22 protein-coding genes and 1 pseudogene are annotated in these 20233 nt (G+C 44.9%); 12 read left to right on the top strand and 11 right to left on the bottom strand.

Features of this window, described 5'->3' with window-relative positions:
* Positions 1 to 468: 468 nt before the first annotated feature.
* Positions 469 to 1737, top strand: coding sequence for a DNA polymerase IV (locus tag ACFPA1_RS15200; RefSeq protein ID WP_378584010.1), 1269 nt, complete (start codon positions 469 to 471; stop codon positions 1735 to 1737).
* Between the two features lie 35 nt (positions 1738 to 1772).
* Here the strand turns inward: ACFPA1_RS15200 and zwf are convergent, their stop codons facing one another.
* Complete coding sequence (gene zwf / locus ACFPA1_RS15195) at positions 1773 to 3266, bottom strand: glucose-6-phosphate dehydrogenase (protein WP_378584008.1); 1494 nt, start codon at positions 3264 to 3266, stop codon at positions 1773 to 1775.
* A gap of 169 nt (positions 3267 to 3435) precedes the next feature.
* On the opposite strand from zwf, the gene rnz reads away from it, so the two are divergent.
* Entirely contained in the window at positions 3436 to 4377 is a 942-nt protein-coding gene (gene rnz / locus ACFPA1_RS15190) for a ribonuclease Z (protein WP_378584006.1), read from the top strand.
* A gap of 21 nt (positions 4378 to 4398) precedes the next feature.
* Here rnz and namA read toward each other — a convergent pair whose 3' ends face one another.
* From namA to proC, 3 genes are all read right to left on the bottom strand, one after another.
* Entirely contained in the window at positions 4399 to 5418 is a 1020-nt protein-coding gene (gene namA, locus ACFPA1_RS15185; RefSeq protein WP_378584005.1) for an NADPH dehydrogenase NamA, read from the bottom strand.
* 75 nt (positions 5419 to 5493) lie between these two features.
* Positions 5494 to 6642, bottom strand: coding sequence for a glycosyltransferase (locus tag ACFPA1_RS15180; RefSeq protein WP_378584003.1), 1149 nt, complete (start codon positions 6640 to 6642; stop codon positions 5494 to 5496).
* Positions 6643 to 6704: 62 nt separating this feature from the next.
* Positions 6705 to 7544, bottom strand: a complete 840-nt coding sequence (gene proC, locus ACFPA1_RS15175) for a pyrroline-5-carboxylate reductase (RefSeq protein WP_213144949.1) — start codon at positions 7542 to 7544, stop codon at positions 6705 to 6707.
* Positions 7545 to 8033: 489 nt separating this feature from the next.
* On the opposite strand from proC, the gene ACFPA1_RS15170 reads away from it, so the two are divergent.
* Complete coding sequence (locus tag ACFPA1_RS15170; protein WP_378584002.1) at positions 8034 to 8996, top strand: MBL fold metallo-hydrolase; 963 nt, start codon at positions 8034 to 8036, stop codon at positions 8994 to 8996.
* Between the two features lie 35 nt (positions 8997 to 9031).
* The gene (locus tag ACFPA1_RS15165) at positions 9032 to 9826 is read left to right on the top strand and encodes an SDR family NAD(P)-dependent oxidoreductase (protein WP_213144951.1); all 795 of its coding nucleotides are present in this window, start codon (positions 9032 to 9034) and stop codon (positions 9824 to 9826) included.
* A gap of 35 nt (positions 9827 to 9861) precedes the next feature.
* Here the strand turns inward: ACFPA1_RS15165 and ACFPA1_RS15160 are convergent, their stop codons facing one another.
* Entirely contained in the window at positions 9862 to 10053 is a 192-nt protein-coding gene (locus ACFPA1_RS15160) for a YqzH family protein (protein ID WP_378584001.1), read from the bottom strand.
* A gap of 159 nt (positions 10054 to 10212) precedes the next feature.
* On the opposite strand from ACFPA1_RS15160, the gene ACFPA1_RS15155 reads away from it, so the two are divergent.
* Positions 10213 to 11472 (top strand): DNA polymerase thumb domain-containing protein, encoded by a 1260-nt coding sequence (locus ACFPA1_RS15155; protein ID WP_378584000.1) that lies wholly within the window; start codon positions 10213 to 10215, stop codon positions 11470 to 11472.
* 109 nt (positions 11473 to 11581) lie between these two features.
* A complete protein-coding gene (locus ACFPA1_RS15150; RefSeq protein WP_213144954.1) occupies positions 11582 to 11917 on the top strand; it encodes a YolD-like family protein in 336 nt (111 codons plus the stop codon).
* A 42-nt stretch (positions 11918 to 11959) separates the two neighbouring features.
* Here the strand turns inward: ACFPA1_RS15150 and ACFPA1_RS15145 are convergent, their stop codons facing one another.
* Positions 11960 to 12166, bottom strand: coding sequence for a CDGSH iron-sulfur domain-containing protein (locus tag ACFPA1_RS15145; protein WP_213120283.1), 207 nt, complete (start codon positions 12164 to 12166; stop codon positions 11960 to 11962).
* A 150-nt stretch (positions 12167 to 12316) separates the two neighbouring features.
* Between ACFPA1_RS15145 and ACFPA1_RS15140 the strand changes: the two are divergent.
* Positions 12317 to 12643, top strand: a pseudogene (locus tag ACFPA1_RS15140) (iron-sulfur cluster biosynthesis family protein).
* A gap of 21 nt (positions 12644 to 12664) precedes the next feature.
* Here the strand turns inward: ACFPA1_RS15140 and ACFPA1_RS15135 are convergent.
* From ACFPA1_RS15135 to ACFPA1_RS15125, 3 genes are all read right to left on the bottom strand, one after another.
* Positions 12665 to 13585 (bottom strand): alpha/beta hydrolase, encoded by a 921-nt coding sequence (locus ACFPA1_RS15135; RefSeq protein WP_213144955.1) that lies wholly within the window; start codon positions 13583 to 13585, stop codon positions 12665 to 12667.
* Between the two features lie 88 nt (positions 13586 to 13673).
* Positions 13674 to 13814: a hypothetical protein gene (locus tag ACFPA1_RS15130; RefSeq protein ID WP_213120285.1), complete on the bottom strand. Its 141-nt coding sequence runs from the start codon at positions 13812 to 13814 to the stop codon at positions 13674 to 13676.
* Positions 13815 to 13875: 61 nt separating this feature from the next.
* Positions 13876 to 14781: a hydroxymethylglutaryl-CoA lyase gene (locus tag ACFPA1_RS15125; protein ID WP_213144956.1), complete on the bottom strand. Its 906-nt coding sequence runs from the start codon at positions 14779 to 14781 to the stop codon at positions 13876 to 13878.
* A gap of 127 nt (positions 14782 to 14908) precedes the next feature.
* Here ACFPA1_RS15125 and ACFPA1_RS15120 point away from each other — a divergent pair, with 127 nt between their 5' ends.
* Entirely contained in the window at positions 14909 to 16096 is a 1188-nt protein-coding gene (locus ACFPA1_RS15120; RefSeq protein WP_378583997.1) for an acetyl-CoA C-acetyltransferase, read from the top strand.
* Positions 16097 to 16202: 106 nt separating this feature from the next.
* Positions 16203 to 16454 (top strand): YqkE family protein, encoded by a 252-nt coding sequence (locus tag ACFPA1_RS15115; RefSeq protein ID WP_213120288.1) that lies wholly within the window; start codon positions 16203 to 16205, stop codon positions 16452 to 16454.
* 27 nt (positions 16455 to 16481) lie between these two features.
* Here the strand turns inward: ACFPA1_RS15115 and ACFPA1_RS15110 are convergent, their stop codons facing one another.
* Together ACFPA1_RS15110 and mciZ are read right to left on the bottom strand one after the other, a co-directional pair.
* Positions 16482 to 17393, bottom strand: a complete 912-nt coding sequence (locus ACFPA1_RS15110) for an aldo/keto reductase (RefSeq protein ID WP_213144958.1) — start codon at positions 17391 to 17393, stop codon at positions 16482 to 16484.
* A 64-nt stretch (positions 17394 to 17457) separates the two neighbouring features.
* A complete protein-coding gene (gene mciZ, locus ACFPA1_RS15105) occupies positions 17458 to 17589 on the bottom strand; it encodes a Z-ring formation inhibitor MciZ (protein WP_213120290.1) in 132 nt (43 codons plus the stop codon).
* Between the two features lie 74 nt (positions 17590 to 17663).
* Here mciZ and ACFPA1_RS15100 point away from each other — a divergent pair, with 74 nt between their 5' ends.
* From ACFPA1_RS15100 to spoIIM, 3 genes are all read left to right on the top strand, one after another.
* Positions 17664 to 18218 (top strand): NUDIX domain-containing protein, encoded by a 555-nt coding sequence (locus tag ACFPA1_RS15100; protein ID WP_213144959.1) that lies wholly within the window; start codon positions 17664 to 17666, stop codon positions 18216 to 18218.
* Entirely contained in the window at positions 18215 to 19381 is a 1167-nt protein-coding gene (locus tag ACFPA1_RS15095; RefSeq protein ID WP_213144960.1) for an endonuclease Q family protein, read from the top strand. Before ACFPA1_RS15100 ends, ACFPA1_RS15095 begins: the two co-directional genes overlap by 4 nt.
* 122 nt (positions 19382 to 19503) lie before the next feature.
* On the top strand, positions 19504 to 20145 hold the full coding sequence (spoIIM, locus tag ACFPA1_RS15090; protein WP_213144961.1) for a stage II sporulation protein M: 642 nt from the start codon (positions 19504 to 19506) through the stop codon (positions 20143 to 20145).
* Positions 20146 to 20233: the final 88 nt, after the last annotated feature.

Here is a 20233-nt window from a genome sequence, read left to right as displayed (position 1 = left end):
GCCAGCGGTAAAAATAGCGGCCCTATATTGCCCGAAGAGGAGTAGGAAATGTGCCAGCGGTAAAAATAGCGTTCTTATATTGCCTGAAGAGGAGTGGGAAGAGGGCCAGCGGTAAAAATAGCGGCCCTATATTGCCCGAAGAGGAGTGGGAAGAGGGCCAGCGGTAAAAATAGTGGCCCTATATTACCCGAAGAGGGGTTGGAAATGGGTCAGCAGTAAAAATAGCGGTCCTATATTGCCCGAAGAGAAATGGGAGGAGACCAGCGGTAAAAATAGGGTCCTTATATTGACCGAAGAGGAGTTGCAAGCGGGGCCGGCGGTAAAAATAGTGCAACCTTATTGCCCAAAAGGGCCTGCCAGAAAAGATTACGGTAAAATTTGATAAAAGTCTTCCATTCCCAAGCAGTCAGCTCAGTGGTGTATAATAAAGGGATACGAGAACTATTACTCAAAAGGGATGTGCCTTTCATGAAGGAAATGTACCCAAAAAACGGGCGGGTCATTTTACATGTGGATATGAATAGCTTTTATGCCTCGGTAGAGATGGCGTACGACCTTTCCCTCAAAGGAAAGCCGCTTGCCATCGCCGGAAACGTTGAGGAGCGCAGAGGGATTATTGTCACCTGCAGCTATGATGCAAGAAAATTTGGCGTGAAAACAACGATGCCCCTTTGGGAAGCGAGAAAGCTTTGCCCGCAGCTGATTGTCAAATCACCCAATTTTGACCGTTACCGGGCGGCCTCGATGGGCATGTTTGCTATCCTCAGACAGTACACAGACCTAGTTGAACCCGTATCCATTGACGAGGGCTATATGGATATTACCGAAAGCTTTGAGTTCGGCAGTCCTATCGAAATCGCCCAAACCATTCAAAAAAGAATCCTTGAGCAGCTGGATTTACCCTGCAGCATCGGGATTGCCCCTAATAAGTTTTTAGCCAAAACGGCTTCAGATATGAAAAAACCGATGGGTATCACGATACTTCGCAAACGTGATATCCCCGCCAAACTTTGGCCTTTAAATACAAACGAAATGCACGGTGTGGGTAAAAAGACGGCCGAAAAACTAAAAACCATCGGTATTCATACCATTGGCGAACTGGCAAAGGCCAATGATATTCAGCTAAAAACACTGCTTGGCATCAACGGTATTCGTTTAAAAGAGCGGGCAAATGGAAATGATCACCGGCCTGTCGACCCCGAATCGATAGACGAATTTAAAAGCATCGGCAATTCCACCACCTTGCCACGAGACGTAAGCAACCAGCAGGAGCTTTTTCATGTCTTGGAATCGCTTGCCGAAACCGTATCCGTTAGGCTGAAACGAAAAAGTGTCCTGGCAACTACCATCGGTATCACGATTCGTTACAAGGATAGAAAGACCATCACACGGAGTAAAAAGCTTGCTAATCCAATCGGCCAAAAAGAGGAACTTGCTTCATTAGCCAAGCAGCTTCTATTAAAACATTGGAGCGGGGACCCGGTTAGATTGTTAGGAATCACTGGAACTGACTTAGTGGAACATGACAACGCCTATAAACAGCTGGATTTATTTTCCTATGAAAAGGACGCCAAAAAAGAGCCGCTTCTTAAAACCCTTTCCAGCCTTCGTGACAAATATGGAAAAAATATTATCGAAACGGCGGGCACTCACCAGACCGATTCTGACGAAAACCGAGGTACTGCGACTAGCTTTAATAAAGATTTTTTACAAAAAAACAAAGAAAGCTCCCCTTAGCCTAATTAAGAAGCCAAGCGGAGCTTTTGTTTTTATTACTTACAAATATCAACATACATATCGGACACTGGCCACCAGAAAAATCCATCCTGTTCCAACAGCTCGTCTGCCGCTTTAGGTCCCATTGATCCTGATTCATAATTTGGATATTCTGCTTTCTCATTTTCCCAAACTTGAGAGATTTTATCGACAAACGCCCAAGAGTAGGCCACTTCATCCCAATGAGTGAAGTTTGTGGCATCACCGCGCATGCAATCGTAGAGCAGTTTTTCGTAGCCTTCAGGTGTGTTCATGGCATGGATACCGGTATTGGCAAAGCTTAGTTTTACTTCTTGGGCTTCCAAGTGGCCGCCTGCTTTTTTGGCATTCAGATGCAGGGTAATTCCTTCTTCCGGCTGAACGTGAATGACCAATAGATTTGGATTCAGCATTTTTTCCGTCTGATAGTATAAATTCATCGGGATGTCTTTAAATTGAACAACAATTTTAGTTGTTTTGGAAGTCATTCTTTTTCCGGTTCGAATGTAAAAAGGAACACCGGCCCAGCGGAAATTGTCAATCATGATTTTCCCGGCTACGAAGGTTTCGGTATTGGATTCCTGATCCACATTCGGTTCATCACGGTACCTTGGAACCGGCTTATCGGAAATTGTTCCCTCGCCATACTGCCCGCGGACAAAATATTCTTTTACCTGTTCACCTTCTACAGAACGTAATGCCCGGAAAACACGAACTTTTTCAGACCGAATCTCATCCGTTGTCAGTTTGATTGGCGGCTCCATCGCCAACAAGGCGACCATTTGCATCATATGGTTTTGCACCATATCCCTTAGTGCGCCGCTTGATTCATAATATCGGCCGCGTTCTTCGACACCGAGCGTTTCACTGGAGGTCACTTGAATATTGGATATATAACGGTTATTCCAAAGCGGTTCAAAGATAGCATTAGCAAAACGAATTACCTCAATATTGCGGACCATTTCTTTGCCTAAATAGTGGTCAATCCGGTAAATTTCATTTTCAGAGAAAGCAGTCCTGATTTGCTTGTTTAATTCCTTTGCCGATTCGAGGTCATGTCCAAACGGTTTTTCAATGACAAGCCGCTTGTATCCTTTTACATCGGTAAGGCCGTCTGATTTTAAATGAAGGGCAATCGGTCCGAAGAACTCAGGCGCCATAGCCAGATAGAAAATGCGGTTGCCTTCAAGGCCGTAGTGACCGTCTATTTCATCCGCCAGTTTTTTTAAAGCGGCATAGGAATTGGAATCCGCTACATCGTGACTTTGATAGTAGAAGTGGGACACAAACTCATCAAGGTTTGGCTTTTCTCCTAATGCAGCAGTGACAGAATCCTTAACGGACTGCTTGAATTTTTCATGCGATTGCTGGGTTCTGGCGATCCCAATCACGGCAAATTTGTCTAAACGGCCGCGTTCATATAATCGATAAAGGGATGGAAACAGCTTTCGTTTGGATAAATCCCCGGTTGCTCCAAAAATCATGATTAATGATGACAGATTTTGATCCATTATGTATAAACCTCTTTCCTAGCGATAATAGCTTTTATATAATCTTAGATTTCGCTAATATCTAAAATAGCATGTATCATTTTTAGAGGAAACAAATAAGCATTGATTTACACTTTATGATATAGTAACGATAATGAAAAGTGGTACGGAGAAGAGAGGAGTTTTTACTGTGGATGTCTTTTTCTTAGGAACAGGGGCAGGCATGCCGGCCAAGCTTCGCAATGTGACATCAATTGCCCTCAAGCTCTTGGAGGAGCGCGGTTCTGTCTGGTTGTTCGATGCAGGCGAAGCAACCCAGCACCAAATCTTACATACATCCATCAAACCGCGGCGAATTGAAAAAATATTCGTTACCCATTTGCACGGTGATCATATTTACGGATTGCCCGGACTGTTATCGAGCCGGTCTTTTCAGGGTGGAGAAACGGAGGTTACAGTTTACGGACCGAAAGGGATTCGAGACTTCCTTCAAATAAGTCTTTCTATCAGCCAAACCTATTTAAAGTATCCGTTGAAGGTGGTCGAAATTGAAGAAGGAATTGTTTTTGAAGATGAGCAATTTTCCGTGGAAGCCCGCCTGCTTGACCATGGAATTATGTCTTACGGATATCGAGTGGCTGAAAAAGACAGACCGGGAACATTATTGGCAGATAAATTGAAGGAAGCAGGCGTACAGCCAGGACCAATTTTTAAAAAAATTAAAGATGGGGAAACCGTTACGCTTGAAGACGGGCGGGTGATTGAACCTAACGAGTTTCTCGGACCTGCCCAGAAGGGCCGGGTTGTGACGATTCTTGGTGACACAAGATTCTGCGAAAATGCGATTTTCTTGGCTAAAGGGGCAGACCTGTTAGTTCATGAAGCAACGTTTGCCAAGGGGGAAGACCAGCTGGCATCTGACTACTTCCATTCGACGACCCATCAGGCAGCCGAAGTGGCGAAACAAGCGGAAGCAAAGCAGCTTTGCCTGACGCATATCAGTTCGCGTTATGACCGGCATGCGTGGCGGGAATTAGTCAAAGAGGCAGCAGAAATCTTTCCAAATACGGATATTGCCGAGGACTTTAAGGAAATTAACATTCCATTAAAAGGAGAAAAGCACTTACCATAATCGGTGAGTGCTTTTTCTGATTTATATCCAGCCACGCTCATATTGTTTTGGTCCTTCAATGGATACTCCGAGCCCTTTGGCTGCTGTGCGCGGCCAATACGGGTCACGCAGCAATTCGCGGGCTAAAAAGATCAGGTCGGCCCGTTCGTTTTGCAAAATTTCTTCGGCGTGGAGAGGTGATGTGATCAATCCAACTGCTCCTGTTGGAATGTCCGCTCCATATTTAATCGTTTCGGAATATTTCACTTGGTAGCCTGGATAGACATCAATCCGCGCCGGAACAACCGCACCTGAACTGACGTCAATTAAATCCACACCTTGCTCTTTCATCCAATTGGCAAAGGTTATATAATCTTCGGGAGTTAACCCATCCTCATGATAATCATGGGCAGAAACGCGGACAAACAGCGGTCCGTCCCAAACTGTTTTAACAGCATCAATTACCTCACGCAGGAAACGGTAGCGATTTTCGGCAGATCCGCCATATTCGTCCGTCCGTTTATTGGAAAGCGGGGATAAGAATTCATTAATCAAATAGCCATGGGCTCCGTGAATTTCAATCACATCAAACCCGGCTTTTTTAACCCGTTCTGCTCCTTTTTTAAAGGCTTCAATAGTTGCTGCGATATCGTCCTTCGTCATTTCCTTCGGCGTTTTTGATTTTTCGTTAAAAGCGATAGCAGAAGGGGCTAATATTTCGCCTTCTAAAACAGCTTTTCTGCCGGCATGGGCAAGCTGGATGCCAATTTTGGCGCCATGTTCTTTAACAAGCCCGGCAAGCTCCTGGAAGCCTGCGATATGCTCATCGTTCCAGATCCCCAAATCCTGCGGCGAAATCCGTCCCTCCGGACTGACTGCCGTTGCCTCGACAATGATGAGGCCGACCTGCCCGACGGCTCTTGATGTATAGTGGGTGCGATGCCAGTTTTGCAGATGGCCATCTTCATTATGGCTGGAGTACATGCACATCGGCGCCATGACAATCCGATTTTTAAAGGTAACCCCCTTAACAGTGTAAGGAGAAAATAATTTTGCTGCCATTTGCGAACCTCCTAATTTTCAAAAATAAGCCACTATTAGTATAGCAAATACTGGTTATTTCATGAAAAATACTGCTTACTCATGATCCCTCAGCTTGCTTAACGGATAAGTTGTTCCCCTCCAAACAATCCCGCCTCGTTTGAAGGTCAGCCAGCTTGCCCGGATGATGGAATAAATAAACAATAAGGCGGTAAGGGGCAAAACGAGAAACAAGGCAGGGGAGAATACCGTCATTCTTCTGATAATCATGAAGTAATGAATGCCGCTTAGGAGAATATTTCCTAAACTAAGCAGGGCAATGGTTTTATTTCCGGAAAAAATCGTAATAAAAGGGAGAACATTAGTGGTGAATACTCCGAAAATAGCAAAAAACACCATACTGATTCGATAGTTTAATCCGGCGAAGGTGTTTTTTTCGAGACCAACGAAAGCTTCGTGAAGGCTGCCGTACCACTCCACTTCGATTAGTTGGAGTGCCGTTATAATTCTCTGCCGATACCCTTCCTTTTTTAAAAGCATTCCCAGCTGTAGGTCATCGTCGGGCCGCATCTTGATCCGTTCATGCGTGCCAAATGTTTCGTAAGCTTCTTTGCAAATTAGGTTAAAGGCGCCAATGCCTGTTCCGGTTTTCGATTTTGGATTATTCGCCAGCCAAGGGCGTTTAAAATAGGAAAATCCAAACAAGAAAAAGGCGACGAAGGTTTTCAGCCAGAAGCTTTTTGCGGATAAATTCGGTGCGGCGGTTAAATGGTCAAGCTGGTGCTTTTCTGCATAATGGAGCGCCTTGGCGAATGCTTCTTTTTCGTATTTGATATCAGCATCGGTGAACAACAGCCATTTACCTTGTGCAATTTGCGCACCAGTGAATAAGGCGTGGTTCTTGCCAAGCCAGCCATCGGGAAGGTCGTGAACATGGATGACCTTTATTCTTGAATCCTGGTGTGCCAATTGCTCCATTGATTTTCCGGTTTCATCAGTGGAGCGATCATTCACCAGGATCCACTCGACATTTTTATAGGTCTGTTCAAGCTGACTTAAAATACTTGCTTTAATATGTTCCTCTTCATTCCGAGCCGCGACAACGACCGATAATAATGGGCCGCAATTAAGAGGCTCCTCATCTTCTAACGAATCTAATTTTCTTAAGCCGATTATGGCATCTAAGAGAAAAACAAGCCAAACGAAGAGGCCTAATGAAAACAATAGAATAAGTATGTTTTCCATTTCCACAATCCTTTGTTTTGCGTCTTACTCTTAGTTTACCAAAATTTTAAAAAAGTCTCTTCCTAACGTTTCCCAACCTGCAGCTGGCTGCACAAGGCATCTCCCATTCTTTTAGATTGGGCTGCCGCCGCTTTAATACAGGAAATGAACGCTTGCTGCACGCCGTTTTCCTCAAGGACACGAATGCCTGCCTCAGTGGTTCCGCCAGGGCTTGTCACTTCCCGGCGTAATTGCTCCGGTGATTTGGAAGAGTTTTTGACCATTTCTGCGGCGCCGATTAACGTCTGCACAATCAGCTGCTTCGCCATTTCTTTTTCCAGGCCGATTTCAACCGCGCTTTTTTCCATCGTTTCAATCAAATAATAAATATAGGCTGGGCCACTTCCGGACAGGCCTGTTACCGCATCAAGCTGGACTTCCTCTACAAACTCCGCCAATCCGACGGTTCCGAAAAGCTGTCGGGCTGTTTCAAGCTGTTCCTCTGAAACACGAGCATTAACGGCAATCGCCGTTGCGGATTTCCCGACTGCTGCCGATGTATTTGGCATTGCCCTTGCAATGGATAGTGGCTTTCCGGCGAGCGCTTCAATTGATTCCGTCGAAACACCTGCAAGAACGGATACAATCAGCATTTCACTACGCAGATGGTCACGAATATAATCGATCGCACTCGCTGCATCCTTCGGTTTCATCGCCAGCATGACAATGTCCGCCCCTGAAAAAAGAGCATTTAAATCGTACGTTCCAACAACACCATAACGATTCTCCAAGTCATTTAATCTTTCTTGGTTTGAGTTGTTGGTCACCCAAACATTTCTCCGGTCCATTAAACCATTTTCCAGAATTCCTGAAATAAGAGCTTCCGCCATCGAACCCGCACCGATAATCGCCATCTTTTTCATGAAAAAATTCCCCCTTTTCACCGTGAATAACATAAAAAAGACCCTTCATCCGTAAAGGACGAAAGGTCTTAGCTTCCGTGGTACCACCTTCATTTGCCCGGCTGCTAGTTTTCGCAGTTGGGCTTACTCAACACCGTTAACGCCGGGATACGTTAGGTTTGCCTAAATGCTCATAAGGTAGGTTCGATGTTCAAGAGGGCGGTGAAGTCTTTCAGCCTCCGGACTTCACTCTCTTTCGCCGTTTTCCATCTACTGGCCTTACTCATTGCATGTCAACGAATCAAATTTTAATAGTGATTATGCAGGAAAAATGGCTTGTCTGTCAAGAGATAAATTTGCCAATTTTTTGTTTTTTCGAAAAAGTTATGTAAAAATAATGACAATGGTAAAAAAAATCGGTACACTTTATTTTATTATAAGACAATACATAACTATCACACTTCATGCATAATTATTCTTTATTCAAAAATAACGTTAGGAGTTTTTTAGATGACAGAATGGAAAGACGGCGTTGCCAAAATGTCACTGCCGACCCCATTTCAAGTCGGGGATGTCAATGTATATTTAATAAAAGGGGAACGGCTGACCCTAGTAGATGTAGGACCGAAAACCGAAAAAGCATGGAACTCCCTTACTCAGCAGCTGGCTGAATTAGGATTGCAGCCGGAAAATATTGAACAGGTAATCCTTACCCATCACCATCCGGACCATTGCGGTCTGCTTGATTTTTTTCCAGACGAACTTGATGTGTACGGTCATCCGTTGAATGAGCGCTGGATTCAACCAGCGGAAACATTTTTACAGGAACAAGAGGCATTTTTCAAAGAACTGTTTGAAGAGTTTGGGCTGCCAAATGAGTATTTTCCGTTGACATCTTTTTTCAGGGAAGGCCATAAATTCTTATGCAATCGTCCGTTGACTGGGCAGCTTGTGGAAGGGATGAGACCGCTGGGCCTGTCGGAATGGCAGGTCATTGAAACACCAGGGCACGCCCAGAGCCAGATTGCCCTTTATCGGGAAAAGGATGGCGTTCTGATTGGCGGCGATTTGATCATCGCTCATATATCCCCAAATCCATTGCTCGAACCGCCGGCACCAGGGGAAAAGGAGCGGCCAAAGCCTCAGCTGCAGCATAATCATTCGATGCAAAAATTGCTGTCGTATCCGATTCAGGTGGTAAAATCCGGGCACGGCGAAGATGTCTACGAATTAGCAGAGCTTGTTGAGAAACGGCTTATCCGCCAGCATGAACGGGCGATGACGGTCAACAGCTGGCTGAAGGAAGAACAGCTGACCGTTTTTGACATCTGCAAACGGCTATTCCCGAGTGTTTATAAACGTGAATTGATGCTGACGATATCGGAAACCGTCGCCCAGCTTGACTATTTGGCATCCATCGGAGAAATTAGTAGTAAAGATACTCATCCCGTTCTTTATTACGCCAAGCTTTAAGGCGGGTGGGATGACCCTGATGAGGTGTTTTATTGATGAACGGAAGATTGAAAGATAAAAATATTGTCATAACTGGTGCTTCCGGTGGAATTGGAGCGGAAATTGCCAAACTTTGTGCCGCGAGCGGCGCCAATCTCGTTTTATTGGCTAGGAGCATCGATAAGCTCCAGCAGCTTAAGATAGAGCTTGAAAAAAGGTATTCTGCCAAGGTTGAAGTGTTTCAGCTGGATGTAGCGGATACGGATCGAGTGAAGAAGGTTTTTGAGCAAATTTTTGAGGGATTCGGCCGTGTCGACATTCTTGTCAATAATGCCGGGTTTGGTGTTTTTCGTGAAGCCCATGAGGCATCGATTGATGAAGTGAAGGGCATGTTTGAGGTGAATGTTGTCGGGCTGATGGCGTGCACGAGCATGGTCTTGCCTAGGATGCGTGAGAGACGATTTGGTCATATTATCAACATCGCTTCTCAGGCTGGAAAAATTGCCACCCCGAAATCGAGTGTTTATTCGGCTACTAAGCATGCGGTGCTTGGCTATACGAATGCATTAAGGATGGAGCTTGATGACTACAACATTCAGGTAACCTCGGTGAATCCAGGCCCGATTGCCACGAACTTTTTTAACATCGCCGATGAACAGGGTACCTATGTAAAAAACGTCCAAAAGTTCATGCTCCAGCCGGAGTATGTGGCCCAGAAAGTCGTTGACAGCATGCTGACGAAAACACGGGAAATCAACCTGCCGCGCTGGATGAACATGGGCAGCGTGGTTTATGTACTGTTTCCGCGGTTGTTTGAGCGGATTGGGAAGAAGATGCTGAATAAGAAGTAGTTTTAGCCTCTATTTTATTAGGGGCTTTTTCTATTTTAGCCAGTTAAATAATCATACACCATATCATTTACAACCTCATATAAATCGGCAGTGGGGTCCTCGTCTTTCGTTTGCAGAATCCGAGTAACCAACTCCTCCAACTCTTTATCGCCAATCGGTGAAGAATCCGCCTCATAATACTGTTTAAAACAATTCTTGATCATTTTCACAGTCAGCTTTTTATCCATTCACATGCACCTCACCTTCATTATATCGCTTTTTTGCACTTTAGCCATATTTGGTAAGCCTTAAAAAATTTCCATTGAATACGAACGCATATTCGCTTAAGATAATAGATATAATATTAAAGAACAAATGTTCGAATTTTGAAACTGTGAGGGATAATCATGGTTGATTACAACACGTTACCGCACAATAAAATTTTATGTGTCGACATGAAGAGCTTTTATGCCAGCTGCTCCGCCGTCATGCTGGGGCTCGATCCGCTGGATTGTTATATCGCGATTGTGGGCGACAAAGAACGGCAGGGGAGCGTCGTGCTTGCCGCTTCCCCAAGATTGAAAAAAGAATTTGGCATCAAGACGGGCTCACGGCTGTTTGAAATTCCAAACGATCCGCGGATTCGGCTGGTCGAACCGAAAATGGCCACCTATTTACGTATTTCAACAGAAATCTCCCGTGTGTTTAACCGCTATGTTCCAAAGGAAGCCATCCACACCTACAGCGTCGATGAAAGCTTTATTAAAGTGGACGGCGCTCTGCATTTGTGGGGCGATGCCCAGACGATTGCGAAAAAAATAAAGGACGATATTGAGCGGGAATTCCAGCTCCCATGCGCGGTCGGAATCGGCCCCAATATGCTGCTGGCAAAGCTCTGTCTTGATTTAGAGGCTAAGAAACACGGGGTTGCCGAGTGGACCTATGATGATGTGCAGACAAAACTTTGGAAGGTGTCGCCGCTTCGGGAAATGTGGGGAATCGGCAGGCGGGTTGAAAAAACGCTCAACGGCATGGGCATTTTCACAGTCGGTCAGCTCGCCCGCTATGACTTAGAACAGCTGGAGAAGAAATTCGGTATCATGGGCAATCAGCTTTATCATCATGCCTGGGGAGTCGACCTTTCCGATTTGGGCGCACCGATTATCGAGGGGCAGATCAGCTTTGGAAAAAGCCAAATCCTGCTGCGCGATTATAAAGACGAAGAAGAAATTAAGCATGTCATTTTGGAAATGTGCGAGGAGGTTGCCAAGCGAGCGAGAACAAGGCGGAAGGCGGGGCGGACGGTCAGCCTTGGCGTCAGCTACAGCCAGGATGAATTCGGCGGCGGCTTTAACCGCTCGAGAACCGTCCAGCAGCCGACCAATGTGACGATGGACCTTTACCGTGTCTGCCTCGAACTATTTCACGAGCACTATAACGGCAAAACCGTCCGGCAGATTTCCATTGCGCTTAGCAATATTGAGGACGACTGCGAGCTTCAGATTGATCTATTTGACCAAGGTGCTTATAAACGACGTGAGCTGGGCTATGTTGTTGATTCCGTTCGCAGACGCTTCGGCCCGGGCTCTCTCCTGCGTGCTGTTTCCTATACCGCTGGAGGAACTGCCAAACATCGGGCCACGCTTGTGGGCGGGCATAAGATGTAAAATAACTGGTTTGCGCAAGTAAAACGGAATATCCGCAAGTAAGAAGGGCTTATCCGCAAGTAAGGGGAGGCTATCCGCGAATAAAGACTAGAGAAAGAAGGCGAGGCAAATGATTCGCGACCGTGGCAGAATTAAATGGACGTCGATGATGCTGCCTGAGCATGTGAAAATGCTCAGGGATTGGGTGAAGGAAGATCAGTATGAACAGCAGAAAGAAATGGATGAGCAGCAGCTTGAGCTCATGAACGAAATCTTGGCAGAAGCCATCGAATTTGACCAGTACGTGACAATTACCCATTATCGGAACCGAAATTATGAAATTGTCATTGGAAAAATCCATTATTGGAACGAAATCGCGCACAGGCTGCATGTGATTGACCGCTTTCAAGAAGTACATCGAATTCCCATCGATACTATTGCCGACGTTCGAATGACGGACATATAAAAGAGCGACTCCAACTAGAAAGCCGCTCTTTTTTCAACTTATTTATTCTTCCTTAGGCACCCGAACCTGAGACTCGAAATTTCCTTTATGCGAACCATCGCAGAAAGGTTTGTTTTTACTCATTCCGCACCGGCAAAGAGAAAAGGAAGGTTTTGTTGTATACACATTCCCCTCGCCATCCAACAATTCCACATCGCCTGTAATTCTAAGTGACCCATTATCGTTAACTTTAATTGTAACCTTTGACATCCGAAGCACTCCTTTAAAAAATATTCTATTATCCTTGAGAATAACTGGTTTAATAGGGAAATGCAACCAAATGGCGGCGAGCAAAATAAAAACAGCCCAAACCAACATATGCTACAATCATCATATGCCTAAATGAGGAGAGTGTTAAACGTGGAAATCATCATAACCGAAGAGGCTGCCAAAAAAATAAATGAGCGGACAGCGGGACGTGAAGGCTATTTACAGCTTAAATACGATACGGATGGCTGCGGCTGAGCAGTCAGTGGTGTTGCCGCTCTGTGGTTCACAGGCGAATTAGACGATACTGAAGTTGAAATTGAAACGAATGACAGGCCAGTGTATATCGAAAAACACAAAATGGTGTTCTTCGACGAGCAAATGAAAATTGATTTTTCGACAGCCAGCAATTGCTTTCAGTTAAAAAGTCCGCAGCAAATCCTGAACGGACGGATGAGCCTCGTCATAAAAACAGACTGATCCATTATGGACAGTCTGTTTTTAGCATGGGTAGGCATAGAGGACGTATTTTTCCAAAAATTCATCCACAACCCGCTTATAGTCATCCGGGTTTTCGTTAAAGGATTGGGCGTGAACGCCTTCCTCTGCAATATAGAGCATTTTCGGGCCTTGTTTGTGTTCGAATAAATCATGGGTCATCGATGGGAGAATATAATCATCCTTCTGGCTATGGATAAATAAAACCGGATGCTTGATGTTTTCGATAGCCGAAATCGGCGAAACATGGCGGATGGAATACTTATCGCGCAGGCGAAGGAAAGCATCCCCAATCGGAAGCAGCAGCCCTGGAAAAATTTTAAAATCCCTTTTAATGAGATGGGCAACCTGCTCTTTAAAGTCAGAAAATGGACAGTCTGCAATGTAAAAATCGGCCCCGTCTTCAAGAAGTCCAGCATACAAGAGCATCGTTGCTGCCCCCATCGATTCCCCGTGAATCCCAAGGAGCAAGTTCGGTCCCTTTTCTTGTTTAAGCCAGTCGACCACTGCTTTTAAATCAAATTTCTCGTAATGGCCATAGCTCGTGGTTTTGCCGCCGGATTCCCCGTGACGGCGATGGTCGTAAATCAAGGTATTAAAACCGCGCTCGAGGAACAGGTTCATGTATTTCACTGAATTCATTTTGTTTTCCGTTACGCCGTGCGATATGATTACATAGCGATTGGTCTGATGGGGTTCCACTAGCAAGGCTTTAATCACATAGCCGAACGGAGAGGGGATATCCACATCTCGTTTAGGCAGGGACTCAAATTCATCGGGATTGAACCTGCCCGCCTCCTTTTCCCGCTTTAAAATGAAATCCTCATCCTTCTTCTTCATATACATGATTCGGTTGGTAAAAAACAAACCGATCGCGAGCCAAAAAAATAACAAAATAAACAGGGTTCGAAAGGCCTTCTTCAAACTTGGCACCTCCAGAAGGTTGGTAATCCATATTTTAACATAAGAAAAGCCGCGGCATCTAATGGGCGGCTTTGAATGAAAGGCATGATTATGATTCTGCGTTTTGGCGCTTTGTCGGATGAAGGGCTTTTTCCATTTCTTCTGCAGCAATCATCCGCTTGCCGCCCCCGCTTGAGTCTGCGTAGTTTTTCCCTTGCATACTGTTTCCTTTATCGCGCTTTTGGCTCATGAACAAACCTCCCTTCAATGGTCTTATCATCTATAAGATGCTTAAACACAGGGGCATTTATTCACGAGACGGTTTGGCTATGAAGACTGAAATAGCCGCTTGTGATTTCCCTGGAGATATGGGGACGGACGATTTCAATGGCATCGACAAGCTTTTGGAGATCAACTCCTGTATCTATTCCCATCCGCTCGAGCATGTAGACGACATCCTCTGTTGCTGTATTTCCGCTTGCACCTGGGGCAAATGGGCATCCGCCCAGCCCGCCGGCAGATGTATCAAAGCGGTCAACGCCTGCTTGGAGAGAAGCAAAGATATTAGCCAGCCCGAGTTTTCTGGTGTCATGGAAGTGGGCAGTAATAAGGGTTTCTTTAAACTCCGCTTTAATTTTTGAAAATAACGAGTAGGCTTCGTGTGGCGCGGCCATTCCAATCGTATCGGCAACGCTTAGTTCATCGGCACCGGCCTCGACAAATTCACGGCATAGCTTCAATGTTTCTTCCTCTTCAATTTTACCCTCATATGGGCAATAAAAAGCAGTTGAAATGCAGGCACGGACAAAATACTTTTTTTCCTTAAGCTCTTTAATAATCGGTTTTAATTCAGTCATGCTGTCAACAGTTGATTTGTTGATATTTTTTTGATTAAACGTATTGCTAATGCCGACAAAAACAGCGACGGCTTGACAATCGGTGGAGTAGACCCGGTCGATTCCCCGGCGGTTTGGGGCGAGGACAATGTTTCTAGTTGTATCAGCAAGGCTGTCGGCCACAATTTCCGCTGCATCGCCCATTTGCGGCACCCACTTCGGCGATACAAAGGAGGTCAGTTCCATTTCTTTAAGTCCCGCGTTTCTCAAAGCAGCAATAAATTGTTTCTTAATTTCTGTCGGCACAAACAATTTTTCATTTTGCAGGCCGTCGCGCGGCCCAACCTCAATAATGGTTGCTTTTTTCGGTAAAGTCAGCATTTCGTTCCCCCTCGTCCTGTCATAATTTCATTGTAACGGGGTCGATTTTTTAAAAGCAAGAATTTTAACAAAAATGGTAATTTTCTGTGTTAAAATAAGGTGAGCAATTCCATAAGGAGGAGAGTACATGAGTCAAACCGAAGTTGTAATTGTTAGCGCTGTCAGAACCGCGCTTGGCAGTTTTAATGGTGGATTAAAAAGTGTAAGTGCACCTGAGTTAGGCGGAGTTGTCATCAAGGAGGCACTTCAGAAGGCAGGCGTGAAACCGGAGCAGGTCGATGAAGTGATTATGGGGAATGTCCTTCAGGCTGGCCTTGGGCAAAACCCGGCTAGGCAGGCGGCGTTTAAAGCAGGAATCCCAGAAACTGTTTCCTCGATGACTATTAACAAAGTGTGCGGATCAGGTTTAAAAGCTGTGCACTTAGCGGCACAAGCTATTTTGGCAGGAGATGCGGAAATTGTGGTCGCCGGCGGAATGGAAAATATGAGTCAGGCACCGTCCATATTAAAAAATGCCCGCGAAGGCTTTAAAATGGGTGACCAAAAGCTGGTTGACACGATGACATCAGACGGACTTACTTGTGTATTCAATGACTATCATATGGGGATCACAGCGGAAAACCTAGCGGAAAAATATTCGATTACAAGAGAAGAGCAGGATGAATTTTCCGCATGGAGTCAGGAAAAAGCAGTGAAGGCGATAGAAGAAGGGAGGTTTAAAGAGGAAATCGTTCCGGTTGTGATTCCGCAGCGAAAAGGTGAGCCAGTTGTATTTGCCGTGGATGAATATCCGAAAAAGGGTACCACTGTGGAAAAATTAGCTGGGCTGCGTCCTGCGTTTAAAAAGGACGGTACAGTAACAGCGGGTAATGCATCTGGCATTAATGACGGCGCGGCAGCTTTAGTGGTAATGAGCAGAAAAAAGGCGGATGAACTAGGCTTGAAGCCGCTTGTAACGATTAAGGCAAATGCCAGCGCTGGAGTAGATCCGAGCATCATGGGTATCGGACCAGTTCCTGCGGTTAAGAAGGCATTGGAAAAGGCGGCCGTTTCTTTGGAGCAATTGGAGTTGATTGAAGCGAACGAAGCCTTTGCGGCACAGTCGCTGGCTGTAGACCGTGAGCTTCACTTTAACAAGGAAATCTTGAATGTAAACGGCGGTGCGATTGCACTTGGGCATCCGATTGGTGCAAGTGGGGCGAGAATTTTGGTTACACTTATCCATGAGATGAAGCGGAGAGATGCCAAGTTAGGACTTGCAACACTGTGTATTGGCGGCGGCCAAGGAGTGGCAACAGTCGTGGAAATGGCGTAATAGAGTAAAGCAGGCTGACCTAAGAGGGAGCCTGCTTTTTATATGATTTTCGAAATAGTAGGTTGTATAATGGAATAAAAGTAGTTTTTGAAGGAGCATCAAACCTATGAAGAAAAAACAACAACAACCTAAACGTCAGCCGAAAAAAGACGATGCTGCAGTAACGCTTAAAGACATGATGAATCCCGATTTAATAAAAAAGTTAAAAGAACAGCAGGAGCAGCTAAAAGCGGAAGAAGATAGAAAACGCGAGGAAGAAGAGCAGAGAAAACGGGAAGAAAGAAGATTGAAAGAAAAGAACAAATCCTTTGAAGAGCTGTTAAATGAGAGCGGCATGAATTGGAAGGAATTTAAATAAAAGGAGAGCGGATGCTCTCCTTATTTATTACCGATGCTCCAAATAAACACTACCCTTAGTCAACTCTTTAATCACCGCAACCTCCTCATCGGTCAACGGCTGACTTCTAACCGCAGCAGCATTGCTTCGAATCTGTTCCACGCGGCTCGCTCCCGCCACAACCGAGGCGACCGCAGGATTAGCTAGATTATACTGCAACGCAACCTCTGTAAATGAACGGCCTGCCCCCACTTTTTCCATCAAACGAGGCAAAATCTTACTCAATTCATCTAAACTATAATCGAGATATCCTTTCCCTGAAGCCTTGTTTAGCAGCTTGTTACTCAACAGCCCTTTGGCCAGCGGTCCGCGTGTGACAACGCCCACGCCATGTTCAGCCAATAGCGGCAATGCCTCTTCCTCCGGACGGCGGTCAAGGATACTGTACTGCATCATCACCGAAACAATATGTGATGACTCCACATATTCACGGATGACATTCGGACGGATTGAGGATATTCCGTAATAGCGGATCACTCCTTCGGAAACTAGTTCCTCAAACGCTTCTATTGTTTCGTCAATCGGGTCATTAATCGTGCCGCCATGTAATTGATAGAGATCAATATAATCTGTTCCGAGCCGTTTCAAACTATTTTTCACCGCTTCTTTGATATAGACCTTCGAGGGGTCCCACGTCCAGCTAGAATGATCCGGCTTCCAGCGGTTCCCGACCTTCGTAGCGATAATGACCTTTTCGCGGACACTTTTCAACGTCTTCCCGACAATTTCTTCGTTAACCCCAAAATCATATAAATCCGCGGTATCGAAATAATTGATCCCTTCCTCAAGAGCCGCTTCAATAATTTTTTGAGCCGCTTTTTCATCAGTTCCAATTGACATACAGCCAAGTCCAAGTTCCGTCACATACAAGTCAGATCTACCCAACCTTCGCTTCTTCAAAAAAATCCCCCCTCATCTTTCTATAATTTTAATCAAGAACGGGGGAGACTACAAACAACAGGATCTATTTTTGCTTGACGTTTTGCACCCAGTCGGAAACATTCTCAAATTCTTTCCGATATTCCTTTAGCTTTTGCAGTACTTCCCAGCCTTTGCCGACAAGGATAATCCCCTTTTCATGCACATACACCTTCATCCCATACGCCTCCCAATCAAGTATGGTAAAATGTATGACGTGAATGAACCGGACTAGAACAGGAGTTGACGATAATGAGCAAGCTTGAGGAAAAAACACTTAAAAGCGAAGAAATCTTTTCAGGGAAAATTATCAGCCTTCACTTACAGGAAGTGGAACTGCCGAACGGAAAAACATCCAAGCGGGAAATTATCAAGCATCCAGGGGCGGTAGCCATTTTAGCCCTCACCCCTGAAAATAAAATCATCATGGTCGAGCAATATCGTAAAGCACTAGAACGAACCATCGTGGAAATTCCTGCTGGCAAGCTTGAAAAAGATGAAGAACCGGCCAGCTGCGCCCGCCGGGAATTGGAGGAAGAGACCGGCTACGTGTGCGAAAGCCTTGAGTTGCTTACATCTTTTTTTACCTCGCCGGGCTTTGCCGATGAAATTGTCCATGTTTACCTCGCAAAAGGCTTAACGAAAAAAGAAGATTCCGCAGCCCTTGATGAGGATGAGTTTGTCAATTTGGAAGAATTGACGCTGGAAGAAGCCCTTCAATATGTGAAAGAACAAAAGATTTATGACGCAAAAACGATTTACGCAGTCCAATACTTACAACTACAAGAGGCGTTGAATAAAGAATGAACCGCTATTATGTGGATTTACATATTCATATTGGCCGGACATGGACGGGCAAGCCTGTTAAAATAACCGGCGCCAAATCTCTTACATTTACAAATATTATTGAACATGCACGACATGTAAAAGGGCTAAACATGGTCGGAATCATTGACAGCCATTCTCCGGAAGTCATTTTGGAAATGGAGAGCTTAATTGAAAGTGGAGAGGTTTACGAGCATGAGGATGGGGGCTTGATATTTGGCGATTTGACCGTCATTCCGGGCTCGGAATTGGAAATTTATGATGAAAACTGCCACGGTCCGATTCATCTTCTGTGCTACTTCCCAACACTCGCTGTCATGCGGGATTTTTCTAATTGGCTGTCGGGCCATTTGAAAAATATCCAGCTCAGCTCGCAAAGGATTTATATCACCGGCATGGAGCTGCAGAAAAAGGTCAAAGAAATGGGCGGCATTTTTATTCCGGCTCATGTTTTTACACCTTTTAAAAGCCTATATGGAAAAGGGGTTAAAAAGTCTCTCGCAGAGGTTCTCGACCCCAACAAGATTGACGGTATTGAGCTGGGCTTAAGCTCTGACACACAAATGGCTGACCAGTTAGGCGAACTGCACAATTATACGTTTGTTACTAACTCGGATGCCCATTCTCTGGCAAAAATTGCCCGTGAGTATCAGGTGGTGGCGATGGAGGAACCAACCTTTAAGGAACTATATAAGGCCTTAAAGGGTGAGGATGGGCGTAAAGTAATTGCTAACTTCGGCCTGGATCCCCTGCTCGGCAAATACCATAAAACCGTTTGCGCCGAGTGTCTGAATCCGCTTCAGGAAGATGACCAAATTTGTGATTTGTGTGGTCATAGTAAAATCATTAAAGGAGTGGCCGACCGAATCCTTGAACTAAAAACGGCTGAAACGAGCCCGCCCGGACGCCCGCCTTATGTTCATCAGGTGCCGCTCGAATTTATCCCCGGCCTGGGACCGCGCATGCTGGAAAAACTCGTCAACCACTTCGGAAGCGAAATGGCCATTTTACACGAGGTTCCTTTTAAAGCATTAAAAGAAGTCGTTCCTGAGAAAATTGCGGACCTCATCATGAAAGCGAGAGAAGGAAAAATAAATCTCGCTGCTGGCGGCGGCGGGAAATACGGGAAAATTGCGGATCAATAAAGAATCAACTCGACATCCAAAAGCTGTCGAGTTTTTTTATGGAATCTATCAATTTTAATCATAGAAAAACTAGACTGGCATAGAATGTATTAATCATTAGCAAATGCCAGGAGGAACCGCAAATGAAAAAACGTTTGTACCCATCCAATGCAGTAAGTTTCCGTGAGCATTCCTCAATTTTCTTATTTATTGTTGTGCTGTTTTTTATGGGGGTTATTTTTGGCGCAATCGTCGTCAATAGTATGAGCTTTACGCAAAAGGAAGATTTATTCTATTATTTATCGCAGTTCTTTGGACAAGTCTCCACAGAAAACGCAGGCGAGAACAGCGATTTGTTCTTGCAAAGCTTCCTTCATAATAGTAAATTTATAGGATTAATTTGGATTCTGGGAATTTCCATTATCGGGCTTCCTGTTATTCTTATTCTTCTGTTTGTCAAAGGAATGGTGGTAGGCTTTACAGTTGGGTTCCTTGTCAGCCAAATGGGCTGGAAAGGGTTTTTGCTGGCAGTCTCCTCGATTCTGCCGCAAAACTTGATTATCATCCCAGTCTTTATTATTATGGCGGCCTTGTCAGTCATTTTTTCATTGAGAATGATTAAGAAGCAATTTATGAAGCAGTATGCAAAGCCTTTAGCGCCTTTACTGAAGGGATATGTTTTCGCCCTCATCGCGGCGGTCGTGTTTATTTCAGCAGCGTCAATTGTTGAAGCATATTTATCGCCATGGCTGATGAAAACAATGATTACCTCAATTAGTATATAATTATTATTAAATAATAATATATATAAACTCCACTTTATAATAATTTTATTTTGAATCTCCTTTCTCATCTGTTATAATGTGAATTAAC

It is taken from the genome of Neobacillus sp. GCM10023253 (assembly GCF_042653105.1).
Taxonomy (GTDB): Bacteria; Bacillota; Bacilli; order Bacillales; family Cytobacillaceae; genus Neobacillus; species Neobacillus citreus.
This window is presented reverse-complemented; position numbering and strand designations above follow the sequence as displayed.